Source organism: Mycolicibacterium sp. Y3 (genome assembly GCF_051188035.1).
In the GTDB taxonomy this organism is placed as follows: Bacteria; Actinomycetota; Actinomycetes; order Mycobacteriales; family Mycobacteriaceae; genus Mycobacterium; species Mycobacterium fluoranthenivorans.
Genome location: NZ_JAVQLT010000002.1, coordinates 64,444 through 79,580 on the forward strand (window position 1 = coordinate 64,444; position 15,137 = coordinate 79,580).

Consider the following 15,137-nt stretch of genomic DNA (forward strand, 5'->3'; position numbering starts at 1 on the left):
CGACATAACGGGGCCGCGTCAGAGCTCAGCGACGATTGTTTTGCGGCTCCGCCTGGGGCGACACACGTACTCGCGGCTCGATGGGTCGTACTTGGACGCGCTTGGATCAGGAACGATCTGTCCGCTCGCGTCGCGGATGTCGAGTGGGATGCGGTCCAGGCGTTTGATCTCCTCGACGGTGAAGAGATCGAAGTCAATGAACCCAAGGTCAGACTCGTCGATGGCTTCCGCCTCCTGCTGCGCTTGGGACTTCTCGGTGATAGCGAACCACTGGCGCGTGTAGAGCCGCGGCACCCGATCTGAGACCTGCTCTTTGAAGGGCGGCCACTCGGTCTGAGCTTGGGGCGGCAACTTCGGGTTATTCCAGTGCTCGCCGGGGCTGTAGCCCAGATAGCCCTGGTACTCAGTGGCGTCAGCGGCGCCGGTCTCGGGGTCTACGGATGCGATAAGGCACCGGCCTTTGATGTTGGGGTCCATGGACTCGCGGATCATGCGCACCTTCGGGCGCACCGAGTCTTCAAACGCCTTATTCACCGTCATCTCGCTGGGCTTACCCAGCGAGATCGTCAGCGGCAGATTGGAATTCCACACTCCGGGAATGGACACGTCGCGCGCGTCCTGCGAGATCAACATGACGTGGACGCGAAGCTCGCGACCCAGCGAAGTGATCTCGGTGACCATCGATTCGATCGCCGCAGCCGACTCCTTGCCCAGCGATTTCCACTTTTCTCGCATCCCCTTGATCTCGTCCAGTACCAACAAGACCGGGGTAAATGAGTTCCAGCTCTCTGGGTTGTCGATCTTGCCCTGCAAGGAGCCATCCTGGCGCTCTTGCATGATCTGGTAGGCCAGGACGATCGCCCCGACATAAGCCATCCCCCGTGGCGTCGAGCCCAGGCCCACGGCCACTGTTCCAGGTACGGGCAGATCGTGATCCTCGGAATGCGGGGCGAAGTAGCCGGCGTAGTCAGCTCCCTTCCCGTCGGCCAGAATCAGCATCCATCCCATCGCGCGGAACTGCTCAAGCCAGCTGCGGATCGCCACCGACTTGCCCGCGCCGGTTTCGCCGATCACCTTGACGTGAGCCATGCGCTCCATGCACACACCCACGACACCGCGCGCCGATTCACCGACCTTGAATTCCCAACCGGTGTAACGCTTCCTGGCCTCAGCCACGGTAGAGATCACGGGCCACATGGGCGGCCACAGCAGCGTGGGAATGCCAGACTTGCGGCTGGCTCCGAACGTGTCGCTACGGGGATCGAACCGGAACGTCCAGATGCCACCGGCACCCTTGAGGAATGTCGTCTGCAGTTTCTGCTGCATGGCGGAGTCAGTGAGGCAGCCGGGCTCGGCGCAGCGAAAACCCCAGGCCACCAGCCTGTAGGAACCTTTGCTGTCATTCTCGAGTTCGACGGCGGCGATGTCGAGGGACAACTTCTGGGGAAATTTCGACCCAGCAAGCCCGATCAATCTGCGCAGATCCTCATGCAGTTCGCCACCTTGAAGAAAACGCGGCGGCAGGGAACCAAGATCTATCGGTGAGGCCAGACCAGGGAACATGACTCCCCCGGCCTGCTCGCCGGTGGGAGCAGCGTGGGCCGCCCGCTCGGCGCGACCAGATCCGATGATGAGCAGGACGGAGCCCAGAAGGGCAAGGGGCACAGCGAGAGTCAGACCCCATCCGAACTGCAGGCCCACGCCGATCCCGGCCGCCACGCCGGCGCACCCGAGCGCGATCAGATATGCACGCACGGCTCGGCTGCTGGCGAAGACACGTTCGGTACGTCGCCTTCCCTCGTCGGTGACGACGGTCGTGGACTCGAATTTGGAGATGGCGTGAGTGAGAACGCAGACCACGATGAGCGCAGCCGAGTCGATGAGCAGCGACGGGGCGGTGGCTCCCACCGCGGGATAGGCCCAAGGAAGTGAGAACACATGTGGCTGCCCTGCCGGCGAGAGCATGCCAATGTCGCACCACAACGACGAGAACGGATCGAAGTAGCAGCTCATGATCCACGCGGCGACCAGTCCGAGCACGGCGATCACGCCGGTACCCCCAGGCTGAAATCCCAGCGCAGCAGCCAGGGATTGATCAGCTGACCAACGGTCACTGAGGGATCGTCATCTGACTGGCCGACGACCACTGCCACCGCAGTCACCACTCCCGCGTCCGATACCGCCCACACAGGTCCTCCGGAATCGCCATGATCGACAGCGGCGCGAAAGGTGACACGGTCCTCGCTGACGTCGACCAGGGGTCCGCAACTGACGCCGGTTTGCCCACCCCTTTTGCAGATCCGTGCCGGTGGATCGTTGAGCAGATCCTGGGCGGTGGAGACACCGAGGGGGCTCACTCCGTCGCGGGTACCGACGCTATGCCCGAGGTCGCTGGACAGCGCCAGGGCAGCGATGTCGGTGCCGTGTAGAACAGTGTCATGGCCGGAATGCTCTGAGCGCAACCACTTCCCGGCCGTTGTCGCTTTGCCGGTCGCGGGGTCGTGGACATCGATCTCAGGGCCGATAGTGCAGTGCCCCGCCGTGAGCGCCCCGATATCGCCTCGCGTAGATACGACCAACCAGCCCAAGGTGCACGTCGACTGCAGCTCGGTGTCATGGTTGACCACGTAGATGGACACCCCGGGCTGCAGCCTTAACCCCGGAGTGTCAGCACCGCTGACTGGCGCCAGCGCGGTGCTCAGCGACGACACTGCAATCACCGCGGCGATCGCCCGGCGCATGGTCACCGCACCAGGTTGAGGATGTCCAAAGGGGACTTCACTGCACCCTCCGGGGTCGATAGCGCGAGTTCATAAGGCTCATCGGGCGCGGCTGCTGAACCAACGGTTCCCGGCAGCGAAGAGGTGGGTGCCCCCGCGGTGGCGGCCCGGGCTGCGTGTCGGCCTCGTGATGCATCCTGCTGACGCTGCTTGCGCAACTCGACGATTCGGCGCGCCTGCTCTTGAAACTCGTCAACCTCGGACGGGGAGAGGACCTTCACTCCGATCACAGCCCGCGGAGTCACCGTGAGTGAGGACAGAATCTCCACCGCATCGTCACGCTCAGTTGTGGCGCCGAGGAACGCGACGTACCCCTCCGATCCCTGTGCAGCACCCCACGCCTCGGGATGCTCAAGGACATCGGTCACCTTCATGGCCGGCTGCACGGGCACGCCCGCGGCCTTGGCCTTGCTGACGTACTCCTCCACGACCGGGGTGAAGTTCGGCATCGGTCCATCAACGGACCCGAGCTCGATCCGCACGAGGATCGGCTTCATACCATTACCACCTTTCTTTAAGCGGACAGACGGCCTCTACCCACTGTTACCCTAGTCGATATAAACGACGAAAGGTCCGCTAATGGGAACCCTGAATATCGCCGCAGCTCGCGAAATCATTGTCGCCTACGGTCAGTCGTCAAGCGCATGGGCGGCGACCACGATTAATACCTGGCTCGGCGTTATTGTGGGCACAGTTGTGCTCATTGTCGCCACGTCTATTCTTCGGGACCAGAAGAAAGAGGAAGCGGAAAAAGTGAAATCCATTGCGCTCGTATCGATAGGCGCAGTGATACTCACTGGCGTGGTGATGATGTTTATCAACAATAAGTTCGGTGGCGCCTCAACGCGCGTATCGGACACGCTGAATTAAGCGCTGAACATTCAATGGCAATTCGGCTGAACTTCTGAACGAACACGAGGCTCAAGGTCATGACTTCTCCCTCCCAACCCACTACGCCCGGATCCGGCAACGGCCTGGCCGCCGCAGCGCAGGCCGTCCCTGCCGCGACCTCACCGGTGCTGACCGCGCGTCCGTTGACCGCGCCGGAAAGTGTCGACATGGCCAATGCTGTCCTGCTGCCCGGTGCGGCGATGGGTGGGTATGCGGGCCTGCGCCTTGCCTCGCAGCGGGTCCCCGCATTCAACGCCGCCCTGACGGCAGCACGGTCGGACTCCTACCGCGGACTCTTGGCCGCAACGAAGGCCCCTACGGCGGCGGCCCGTCAGGCCGCAGGCCGCGGCGTCGCGGCGGCAAGTCGGGCTGTGGCCTCCGCTGCAGCTAAGGCCGCTCCACGAGTGGCGGCCAGGGCTGGAATGCTGACCCTCAGCCGCGTTGCAATGGCTCCCATACCGGTGGTCGGCGAAGTCGTTCTCGCGGCGACATGGCTGTTCGACAAGGACAGCCGCAGCTTGGTCAACGGTCTGATCTCGTGCGTGGGAGGTGTCGGATTCCCGCCCGACGGAGACGCGCCGCCAAGCCCGCCGCGTACCCAGTTCCTGCCGCTGACACACGACGGCAACCGTGACCCTGACATCGAGAAGATCGACCAGGGCATGTCGAAGACCAACGCCTCGGCCTTCAACTACCGTCCCGACGACGTATGGCCCTCTCAGCCGACCGTCGAGACCACTCCCGATTTCAAAGGCACCGTTACGGCGGTAAACAAACTGGGCCCGAAGGCCAGTAACATTGCGGACGCAATTCGGGGCGTGTCGAATTCACTCACCGGCGCCTCCGCCGGGCAATTCGCCACATCCCTGCCAGGAAAACTCGGCCCCATCGCCGACTCGCTCGACAAGTATCAGAGTTCAGTCGCCCCTGGCGTAGCGGCAGCGGTGAATGGTGTCACCACAAATGCCAACGACTTGTATCAGAAATTTCGCGAGGTCAACAATGGAAATCGCAAGGAAATTGCCAACAGCACAAGCGGCCTGATTCCATTCACGGCAAACCATGTCAACGCCGCGGCAATGGATGATGCAATTTCGTCGGCCAAATCGACAGCCGACGAAATCAGTAAACACAATGCCGGAGTGAGTGGCGCCTTCTCAAATTGGTCGGTCCCCCCAGCTTCGGCCAGCGGACTGGGATCGACGACCCCGGTGTCCGCTGTGACGCCCAAGCCTGCGCCGGCGGCCCCAGTCGCCGCGGCGCCTGCGCCATCGACCGCCCCTTCGACGCCGTTGCCGCAAACCCCCGCCGAATCGACAAAGTCCCCCCTGGATGGCCTGTTGTCGAGCCTGCCCAACGCCGTTCCCTCCATGCCGGCCCCCAGCATGCCCGGCGGTGGTCTCCCGATGCCCGCCATGCCACAGGCCGGCCCGGAGTCGGGTCTGAACCCGATGGCAGATCAACAGCCTCTCGACGACCACAAAGACAAGGACGATAAAGACAAGCCTCAAGACGATGTCACCCAGAAAGACGACACCGGCCACAAACCCGATGATCCCGGTATCAAAGATGACCCCAACACCCCAGGTGGCCCCGCAGTGGTGCACGGAGCCCCGGCGCCACCAGCTGCCGTCCCGCCCCCGCCAGGAGCAGACAAGACCGTGCGGATCGGCAACAAGGACTACACCTTCGACTCTCCCCGCATCGCCGCAGCGATCAAAGAGTCGATTCAGGCAGCACAATCCGGTCCGGGAATCCCGATCACCCAGACACTCGCCGACAACGGCTTCACAGTGCCCCCAGTCGGACAGCCACTGGGCCAATCGGTAGACGGGATCACCGCGGCCAAGCCAGGCGCGGTGATCGTCAGCAACAACGGCGCAGACATGGCCTGGTACCTCGGCGAGGGGCAAGCCGTGACCGAACAGGGCGAAGTCAAACCAGTCGACCAGGTAATCAACCCCGCCGGCGGCAACGACGGGATCTACCAAATGCCTGAGCCAGGCACACCCGTCGTCGACGTGACCGCATCCCCCCTCGGCCAGGACGGCCTGACCACATCGCCGGCGGCGGTCGGCACCGCCGACATCCCGCCGACACCCGCAACAGACCCGGCGCAGGCATCCCCGGCGCCAACGGCGAACCCCAACGCAGCGGCACAGCCCCTCCCCCACCCCCAGGGACTGTGATCCATGACCGCACGCCCCGCGTGAGCCCTCACCGACAATGACCGAGCCCGTCACAACGACCGACCTGGCCTCTCGCGGTGTGTTCGAAGCGAGCGGCGCCGGCGTCGCCGACGCAGCGAACCGAACCGGGGCGCCGGCTCCCAGCACCGGTCTCGATGATCTTGACGACGTGCTCGGCAAACACACCGACAAGACCAAAGACCAACTCGACGACTCGAAAAAGACCCTCGACAAATCAGCCAAAGGCGTCACCGACGCCGGAAACACCGACGACGACTCCGCCAAGAAATTCAGGGGAACCCCGGCGCCGATGAGCCCCTCCCCGGCTCCCGCTGCGATGCCGACACCTGCCCCCATGGCAGCCGCAGCGCCGCCGATGCCCATGTCGGCCCCCGCCTCCTCTCCCCCGGCCGCGATCCCGGCATCGATGCGCGCCATCTCACCGCAGGCCCTGGCCACGCTCCTGTCCAGCGCGGGGGTCACCCCCGAATCGGCCACCGCAGCGATGACCGGAGGGCGAAACGTCGGGTCCGGCGCGAAAGACCCACTATCGGAGGCTCGGCTCGCCAAGACCGGCCGCGGACCCATGTCCCCAGGTGAACTACGCGCCGCGATCGACAAGGCCGCTGATGCAGCGGGAATCCCATCCGACAAGGTCGTGCGAGCGAAATGGCACGCGCTGTACCGATTCATGATCGAGCACGAAAGCGAAAACCAGCCCGACATCATCCAAGGCGTCAAGGACGTCAACCACAGCGGCGGAACAGCCAGCGACGGCGGCCCCGCCAACGCCGCCCGCGGACTATGCCAGGTGGTGCCGGGCACATTCAAGGCCTACCACGTCGCCGGCACCAGTGACAACATCTTCGATCCGGTGGCCAACATCGCAGCGTCGATGCGCTACGTGATGGACCACTACGACGTTGAGCCCCACGCCGGCGCGAACTTCGAACGCTTCGAGGCTCGCCGCCACGCCAACGGCTACACCGGCTACTGACCGTTCGGAGCTCGAAAACCTCGCTCCCTTCGCCGACGCACCCTCGGCACGTCCACCGTGCGCTACTCGTCGACATCCAGGACTGGGCGCTCATCAGATGCGCCGACCGCCGAACCCGCCCCGACGTCGTGGCGCGGCTACGGTCAAGGATCACTGCACGTTGGCGCGCCCGCGCCACAGCGGTGCACGCAGGTGGCCCGGGGCTGGGGCGATCTGGCGCACCCCAGGACCTGTGTGCTCGCGCCGCGGTAGGAGCCACACCCAGCGGCGACCGCGCGTAGCGGACACGGCCAGCAGCCAAGCCCGTCGGAACGACGGGCGCGCCGGCTTGGCGCGCGCCGGACCGGCCCCTCCCCCCACTGGACCTCCCAGCCTCGGGAAGGCCGAGCAATGCAGCGCATCCCCACGGCCGGCGCACGCCTGCCCAGGCGGGCGCAACCGCCGGAGCTGAATGCCGCTGCAACGCGCGCAGCGCCGCCCAACCGAGCGACGCCGCGATCCGGCAGCAACCCCCCACTGCGGCGACCTGCGAATATGCCCCACCGTGGCCGCTGAGCCACAAAACTGGCCGAGTCCTATAGGAGATGCCAGAGCGGCCCTGTCGATCGCCAGAAGTGACCTCAGGGCCATCTCCGGGGAATCCGACTTAGCGGGTCCGCTAGCCCAGCAGCATTTCCGCAGGTCAACCCCGATCAGCGGCCCACGGACACGTGACTGCCCGTGCCGGCGATACACGGGGGGATGAGGCTAAATGAACCAACCCCCGCGGGGCTGAGCAGCCCCAGACACGATGCGGCCCCCGCTGCGTCGGTGTCGACACTCGTAAATCGGCTCCCAGCCAGACCCGTGACCATCGGCGCTCGGCCTCGGCCACCCCGATTTGGGCAAATCCCGGTGCGCTGGACGGTCAGCCGGATCTGGCGGGTGGGACTATGGGCCTGATCGAGGCTGCATTCGGGGGTGGTCCAAAGTGCGCAGACGGGCGCCAATCCAGTGGCGCAAGTACCTGGACTATGAGTCCGTCTGGAGAGGCCATCGAGGCGCGCAGTTGACGCAGGTACGAGATGAGCGCGCTCCCGCCGCTGCGCGTCACTGCACTGCGAATAGATCCCTAAGAAGCGCGGTCCAGCACGTGATGACCACGAGGATCCATGCGCTCGGGTGCTCTCGGGTGCGCTCAACCAACACCGAGAGAGGACCTAAGACTGGACTGGATTGCTCATCGCGCCTCCCGGTAGATCTGGCTCAATCGCGATAGCTTTGTTGAGTCGACTACACCGCAGTGACAGAGCGCAGAAGGAGGGATCAGGGCCATGATGGCGCAGAGCGTGACACCCACTCCCCTGGGCTCATCGGATGCGACCGGCAAAGGCGATATGGTGCGCAGGTATGCGGAAGCCGTAGCGCGACCATGTAGTCCGCTCAAAAGCACTATTTATGCAGTTAGAGCAAGTGCATCGCGCATGCAACCGCGCATCAAACGAGTATTGCAACGAGCGGCAAGGCGCGCTAAGAAACGCGTATACAACAGAGCAGTTAATCGCGCATCAGATAGGGTCTTAAAGCGCGTCTCTGAACGCGCGGAGCGCCACGCGCTGTATCGCGCGGATATCAGCGCACAACACGCGGCGGATGACAGCGCCGTACTTACGCGGAGTGCAGCGCCGTGCGCCACGCGCGGGCGCAGGCCCGACAATGCGCGTAGTGCAGTGCCCAATTACCGCGCGTGCAGACGCCCGTTTAGTGGTGTGAGAAGCAGCGCGGCACCGCGCGTGGGATTGGGCGATGTGAGGGGCGGTCATGCGCGCGATGAGCAACGCGTGCAGACGAGCGGGATTCACGGCGTGGCCAAAGGCGCAGTATCGGGCGGGACATGGGCGGATGGTTACGCGCTTGACAACGCTGGTGGACACGCTCGTCACCACGCCGCATACTGCGCGGTAATAGCGCGGTGCAGTGGGCTACTACCAGGGCGCAATGTAAGGCGTTACCAACGCGTTACGTGTAGCGCGACCCCGGGCGCATATAAGCGCGGTAGTATCAGCGCTAATCGCGCGTGAATCACCGCCCGCTACCCAGCGGAGACCAACGCGGGATGTAACGCGACATCCAACGCGCCTAAGCGGGCGCTATACCCTTGGGAGGGTAGGGAAATGATGACTGAAATCGCGGCGCCGCCTCACCCGTTGGCTTCAGTGGTACCCACGCCATGGCAGGTCATCGCGTGCGCAAATGGCAAAGGCGGAGTTGGCAAGACCAGCATCAGCGCAAACCTCGCCGGACTCTTCGGCCTGGCGGGATACAAAGTCCTGCTGGTCGAACTGGACCCGCAGGGCAACTGCGCCCGCGACTTCGGCCTGCCTGTCGCCGAGTACGAGTCCATTAAGGACGTGATCGATGCCAACGGAGAGCAGCACGCCGCGGCGCTGCTCGTCGCCAGCGCCCAGCCGCCGCTCTACACCGACGTACGGCCCAACGTCGACCTCATCGCAGGTGGCGGGGGACTGGAGCGCATCTACAAGTACTACGCCGCGAACTCCAAAGAGAGCCTCGCCGATGGCGTTCGACGGGAAATAATCGGCCTCGGCCGGACCTACGACATGATTCTGATCGACGCCCCACCGGTCGACATCACCGCCCTTGAGGCAGTGCTGCGAGTGGCTGGCACGGTCGTCATCCCGGTGCGGGCGGACGACGCCAGCATCGACGGGCTGTCCACGATCGCCGACCTGTTCGGGGCAGCGCTGGCGGAGAACCCCGCACTGCGGCTTGGGGGAGTGGTCCGGTTCGGTCTCGGAAGCCGATCCACCCGTGTCGCTGAACGCGTGTACGAGACCATCGACCAGATCCTTGGCGGAGTCGCACCAATCTTCGAGTCGATCATTCGCCACTCGGACGCGTCAGGATTCGACGCCCGACGCCACGGGCTCCTCGCTCACGAGCTGGAATCGGCGAGCAGTGAAGCTAAGGCCACGAGGTTCGCTGCCCTGCGCGCCGGCAAGAAGATCGGCGACGATGTGGTCGGAACAGGGTCAGGGACGAGCAAGGGCCTGGCCGAGGACTACGAGAATCTCGCTGCAGAAGTGCTCCATCGGATGAACGAACTGATCAGTGAAAATGCCACCGCGGGAGAGGAGCGCTGACATGGCCGCAAACGGAAACGCCAAGCACAAGAACCTGGCCAGCTCGTTCGGCGCCCCAGCCGCCGATCGAGGGAGCAAGCTGCAAGGCCTGCTCAGAGCACCCGCTGGAACCGCGGCCCCATCTCACACGCCACAGGTCGGCTCCCCGCCGCGAACTCCCGAACCGGTAGTCGAGCCGGTGGTTCCGACAGCTCAGCCCTCCCAGGAACTCCCAGTCGTACCCCCGGTGCAGCCGGCGATGACTCAGGCCGCCGCGGTCGCCACCCAAGTCCCGCCTACGCGCCGCCGGCGTACCGCCGGTAGCGGGGGAGTGCCTGCGTCGTCGGTCTACCTCACTACCGACGCCTACAAGCAGCTCACGGCCACCAAGAGCCGCAAGATCAAGGACTACGCGCAGATTGTCCAAGACGCTTTCGCGCGGATCGCACAGGAAGCGGCTGAGCAGGAAAAGTCACCCGAGGAAGTCCTGGCAAGCCTGTTTGAGGTCCCAGAGCACAATGACCCGTGGCTGATGCCGTCGTCGACCACACGCGCGAAGTCCTCCGGGGCGCCGCTGACCGAAGCGCGGATCTCGTTCAGCGCCCAGCAGCGCGAATGGATCGAAGCGAAGATGGCGACGGTCAAGGTCGGAACCTCATTCTCCGAGTTCATCGCCCGCGTACTCGAACACCACTTGATGCCCGACAGAGCCAAGCGCAGCAAATGAAGTCTCCGCTCTCTGAAGGGGGCGGTTTCCGTACTGACTGCCGTTGTTAGGCGGCTGGTTCCGGGTTTTGACGCTTCGTAGCCTGCCTGGTGGCGTTGGGCTCCACGTCCTGCAAGGCCACTTCCTGGCCCCGTTGTTTGATCACGATCGCGGCGTTGGTGTCAGCGTTGCCGGTCCACCCGCAAACTCGGTCTGCGCATCGGAACACCGCTTGGTTTTCGCGTTGTCCCTCCGCGGTCGCCGACGAGATTTCCTCATCGGGAACAGTGCTATCTGCAGGCCTGTTCCCGACGAAAATCCGCGCTTAGTAGCTCGTGTCGAGGTGGTTGAGCAGAGGAGTCAGCACGCTCTGTCGCGCGGAGACGGGTCTGCTGTGCGTTAGTTCACTGTTCGGGTTGGGCGCCAATCCACGACTAATCCTTACTAGAGGCGGTCTTCGCAAGACTGCCGGCCATTCTGCTGCGCATTAGGGGGAATGTGGGCGTATTTCTCGCCGCATGGTCGGCGGTGGCCCGGAGTACTGACCGGGTTCTTGGGCGCAAGCCTCGTACTTTAGTCCGGGGTGAGCCCATCCCTGGTTGTCAGCGGGCGTAGCCCGGTGTTCAGAGTGGGCGGGCTTGGCCGTCGATGTACTGCTTGATGATCGACAGCGGTGCGCCTCCACAGGAGACGGCGAAGTAGGACGGGGACCAGAGGTGTCCGCGCATGTGCGCACGGATGCAGATGCCGGTGTACTCGCGGCGGACCGCGTGAGCGGTTCGGCCTTTGAGGCGTTGCACCAGGGTGGAGATCGCCAGGGTGGGTGGGTAGGCGACGAGCAGGTGGACGTGGTCGGTTTCTCCGTTGAACTCGATCAGTTCGGTGTCGAGTTCGGCGCACACGCCGTGCATGGTGTTTTCGGTGAAGGTGAGCATGGCGTCGGTGAACACCGGTCGCCGGTACTTCGTGACGAACACCAGGTGGGCGTGCAGTACGGAAACGCTGTGTCGGGCGCGTCGATAGGTCGTTGTTGTCACAGGTCGCCTTTACAGTCGTGGTGTGCAGATGCGTTATCGGTATCGCATTGAACCGACACCGGCCCAGCAGTTGATGTTGGCGCGGGTGTTCGGGTGCACTCGGGTGGTGTTCAACGACGCCCTGCGGGTCCGGGATGAGGCGTATCGGGCCGGGGTGAAGTTGTCCGATAGTGAGATTCAGCGTCGGGTGATCACCGCAGCCAAGACCACCGAGGCGCGTGGTTGGCTGAGCGAGGTGCCCAGTGTGGCGTTGGTGCAGTCGGTCAACGATTCCCGCCGGTCGTGGCGCAACTTCTTCGACTCGGCCACCGGGAAACGCAAGGGCCGCAGGGTGGGTCGACCGCGGTTCAAGTCGCGTAAGGGCCATCGGCAGTCGTTTCGGTTGACCCGCAACGGGTTCAGCCTCAAAGCGAACGGTCGACTATTCCTGGCCAAGGTCGGCGAGGTGAAGGTGCGTTGGTCCCGCGAGCTGCCGTCAGCGCCGTCCTCGGTGACGATCATTCGAGAGCCCGACGGACATTTCTACGCCAGCTTCGTCGTCGAGGTGCCGGCAGTCCCGCTGCCGGCGACCGACCAGGAAGCCGGGATCGACGTCGGGATCGCCCGGCTGGCGACGGTCGCCACCACCGATGGCCGCCGAGTCGATATGGCGAATCCGAAGCATTTGGGCCGCAAGCTGCGCAAGCTGCGTCGGTTGGAGCGGGAGAAGTCCCGCCGACAGAAAGGATCGGCCAACAGAGGCAAGACCAGGCGCAGGGTCGCGATCGCGCACAACGAGGTGGCGCGGGCGCGGCGGGACTATCACCATAAGGCGGCTTTGGCGTTGGTGCGCGAGAACCAAGTGCTCCACGTCGAAGACCTCAACATCGCCGGAATGGTGCGCAATCGCCGGCTTGCACGCGGCATCAGCGATGCCGGGTGGGGCCAGTTCGTAAAGATCATCGGCGAGAAAGCCGACCACTACGGGCGCACCGTGCACACGGTGTCGCGGTGGTTGGCATCGAGCAAAACCTGCTCTACGCCGGGGTGTGGGCATCGCCTCGACGACCTCCCACTACAGACCCGGCAATGGACGTGCCCGTCGTGCCAGGCCGTTCACGACCGAGACCACAATGCCGCCAACGTCATTCTCGCTGCCGGGCGGGCAGAGAGACTAAACGACTGTGGAGCCCGTGTAAGACCGCAACCTGTTGCGGCAGTGGGTGTTGAAACAGGAAGCACCCCAACAGCGGCGTAAGCCGCCACGGGAATCCCCGGACTTCAGTCCGGGGAGCACGTCAAAGCTGACAGGTACGTCATGTTCGTCGGCGTTTCGGGCATCTTTGCTGCGGGCGTGGCGCTTGACGAGTTGACGTGTCAGTCTGGTTATGCGAAGGTCATCGAAATTACGCGTATCACGCTGGATGACATTGGAGAACAGGGCTATTTGGCGTACGGGGGGGTTGGCGGGTTGTCTTGCTGGGGGTTTGGGGTGCGCAGATTTGGTGCCGCATCGTTCTTCGCTGCGTTTCAGGTGATCTTGTCTGCCGGCGGAGGCGTGGCGGTTGCTGATCCGCAGGTTATGCCGGATCGGTGGACGCAGTTCGTCACCGACGATGGGTGGGTGGTGGATGCGAACACCACCAATGAGGTTATCGATCACATCGATAACCTGGCGGGGGGCATCGAATTCCTGGCAGGCGCGAGTCACGTTGCGTGCTGAGGCCCGTATCAGTGGCGCCGGTGGTGCGGTGATTCAAGATGCGCAGTTGGAGTCGGGGTACTTCGTGGGTTGCCGCACCGATTCGTCATCCGGTGTCGAGGTCGGCGGTGATATCGGAATTGACCCGTATCAGCAGGTCAATGGCCAGGTCTACGGCGGTGGCTACGGCGGCGGTGGCTCCGGTGGTGGCCAGGGCGGCGGGTTCGGCGGGGCATCGGCTGGGGCGATCTTGGGAGTGCAAGAGCATTTGGGTGGCTATAGCCGGGTTGTGTTGAAACCCGGTGGCCTGGCGCAGGTTCCGCTCGATCGAGTGAGTCTGCGGACCATGCATGCCGTGTCCAACCTGCGTGATCTGAACATTGAGGCAGACGGGTGCGGTGGGCAGGTAAAGATTCAGTCTTACAGCACAATCCGAATCCGCACCGATAACGGCAACGACACCCAGACTCTGTACGGCGAACCGAAGGACCTATGACTGAGATGAGTGTGACGGTCGCGAAAAGACGACGTACCGGGCTGGCTTTGGCGGCGCTTGTCATCGCGCTGGTGGGATGCGTTGGTACGGCCCATGCCGACCCTGTTGTGCCGGTGCCAATTCCGATTCCTCGGCCGATGCCTGCGGATCCGAGTCGGGTAAATCCGATTGGCGGAGCGCGGATTTCATCGACGACTCCGCAGGGTGAAACGGCCGGCTTGGAACAACCGCTTGCTGCAGTTGCGGAGCGCTCTAACCCAACGGTGCCGATGTGGGCGAAGGATGGAATCTTCCTTCCCACCGCACACCCGAATCGGCAGTTGGTGGTCCATTTACCTGGCGAGCTCGGACTGGGGCCTGCGGCCTGGACCGGCGATGGCGGCGCAGTATATGGCTCTAATGATGTTGACTATCAAGTCATTCCCTTCTCCGGGGGCGGCATGGATATCAAGATCACTCGGAAGTCCATCTTCTCGGGGAGTTCCTATCCGATAGGGGTCAAACTGCCAGTGGCTACCCACTTGCGCCAAGGGGTCAATGTCGTTCTCGTTGAGACAGACCCTGCTCCCGGGGATCCGGCGCACGTGATCGGTACCTTCAGCATTGCGGTGGCACGCGACGCCCGTAACACTCCGATCGCCGTGACGCCGGGCATCGGCGCGGGATTCCCCAACCAATCCGCACTGACAATCGAGCTGGGCGAAGCCAATATCTTCGCATTCCCGGTGACGATTACGATGTCATATCGCGCCTCTGATATCCCGACGTCGGGCGCGTTGACCCCGGACTGGGACGGGATACCGCCGCAAGCAAGCGCGCTCGCTGACCTGATCGCCAGACCGGCGGATTACGTGACGGACCCCGGCGGCGCGCTGCGTCCCGACGGTGTAGACCCGGTGATCTATGCCCAACGGCATAGCGGCCAATGTCAGGGCGGACCTAACCAATTCACTGCTGCGGACGGGCGCAGCGCCGACTTCCTCGCGTCATGCCAAACCCAACAACAGTGCTTGGCCGCGACACCGACCACCACTTCGGTTGACTCCTGTGACAATCGACTGTTCGCGAACATGTCCGCCCAATGTGTAGCAACGTTTGGTCAAGTCGGAGACGACTACGACGCCTGCGTGCGCACCGCCTCAGAAGAAGTTTCCTGGGTGAAAGCCAACATGGCAGGAGGGCCCGGGTGATCCGGCCAACCCTGCATGGACTTCTACGCGAATTTCGCACGAGGAAAG

General features: G+C 63.8%; 11 protein-coding genes and 1 pseudogene. 8 read left to right on the top strand and 4 right to left on the bottom strand.

Annotation, left to right across the window (positions count from 1 at the left end):
• Positions 1-18 precede the first annotated feature (18 nt).
• From QN239_RS31475 to QN239_RS31485, 3 genes are read right to left on the bottom strand one after another with little or no spacing between them, the layout of a single operon-like run.
• Positions 19-2,049, bottom strand: coding sequence for an ATP-binding protein (locus tag QN239_RS31475; protein ID WP_499017142.1), 2,031 nt, complete (start codon positions 2,047-2,049; stop codon positions 19-21).
• A complete protein-coding gene (locus tag QN239_RS31480; protein ID WP_499017143.1) occupies positions 2,046-2,747 on the bottom strand; it encodes a chymotrypsin family serine protease in 702 nt (233 codons plus the stop codon). The genes QN239_RS31475 and QN239_RS31480 overlap by 4 nt, the downstream gene beginning before the upstream one ends.
• Entirely contained in the window at positions 2,744-3,277 is a 534-nt protein-coding gene (locus QN239_RS31485; RefSeq protein WP_499017144.1) for a hypothetical protein, read from the bottom strand. The genes QN239_RS31480 and QN239_RS31485 overlap by 4 nt, the downstream gene beginning before the upstream one ends.
• A gap of 82 nt (positions 3,278-3,359) precedes the next feature.
• Between QN239_RS31485 and QN239_RS31490 the strand changes: the two genes are divergently transcribed.
• From QN239_RS31490 to QN239_RS31510, 5 genes are all read left to right on the top strand, one after another.
• Positions 3,360-3,650, top strand: a complete 291-nt coding sequence (locus QN239_RS31490) for a hypothetical protein (protein ID WP_499017145.1) — start codon at positions 3,360-3,362, stop codon at positions 3,648-3,650.
• 59 nt (positions 3,651-3,709) lie between these two features.
• Complete coding sequence (locus tag QN239_RS31495) at positions 3,710-5,860, top strand: hypothetical protein (RefSeq protein WP_499017146.1); 2,151 nt, start codon at positions 3,710-3,712, stop codon at positions 5,858-5,860.
• Between the two features lie 79 nt (positions 5,861-5,939).
• The gene (locus QN239_RS31500; protein WP_499017147.1) at positions 5,940-6,857 is read left to right on the top strand and encodes a transglycosylase SLT domain-containing protein; all 918 of its coding nucleotides are present in this window, start codon (positions 5,940-5,942) and stop codon (positions 6,855-6,857) included.
• A 2,153-nt stretch (positions 6,858-9,010) separates the two neighbouring features.
• Entirely contained in the window at positions 9,011-10,000 is a 990-nt protein-coding gene (locus QN239_RS31505; protein WP_499017148.1) for a ParA family protein, read from the top strand.
• Positions 10,001-10,238: 238 nt separating this feature from the next.
• A complete protein-coding gene (locus tag QN239_RS31510) occupies positions 10,239-10,706 on the top strand; it encodes a hypothetical protein (protein ID WP_499017149.1) in 468 nt (155 codons plus the stop codon).
• 602 nt (positions 10,707-11,308) lie between these two features.
• Here QN239_RS31510 and tnpA read toward each other — a convergent pair.
• Positions 11,309-11,722, bottom strand: coding sequence for an IS200/IS605 family transposase (tnpA, locus tag QN239_RS31515; protein ID WP_499017097.1), 414 nt, complete (start codon positions 11,720-11,722; stop codon positions 11,309-11,311).
• A gap of 28 nt (positions 11,723-11,750) precedes the next feature.
• Here tnpA and QN239_RS31520 point away from each other — a divergent pair, with 28 nt between their 5' ends.
• The 3 genes and pseudogenes from QN239_RS31520 (at position 11,751) to QN239_RS31530 (ending at position 15,089) form a co-directional block, all read left to right on the top strand.
• On the top strand, positions 11,751-12,959 hold the full coding sequence (locus QN239_RS31520) for an RNA-guided endonuclease InsQ/TnpB family protein (RefSeq protein ID WP_499017303.1): 1,209 nt from the start codon (positions 11,751-11,753) through the stop codon (positions 12,957-12,959).
• A gap of 324 nt (positions 12,960-13,283) precedes the next feature.
• Positions 13,284-13,899 (top strand): annotated as a pseudogene (locus tag QN239_RS31525) (MspA family porin).
• Positions 13,896-15,089 (top strand): hypothetical protein, encoded by a 1,194-nt coding sequence (locus tag QN239_RS31530; protein WP_499017150.1) that lies wholly within the window; start codon positions 13,896-13,898, stop codon positions 15,087-15,089. Before QN239_RS31525 ends, QN239_RS31530 begins: the two are co-directional and overlap by 4 nt.
• Positions 15,090-15,137 lie beyond the last annotated feature (48 nt).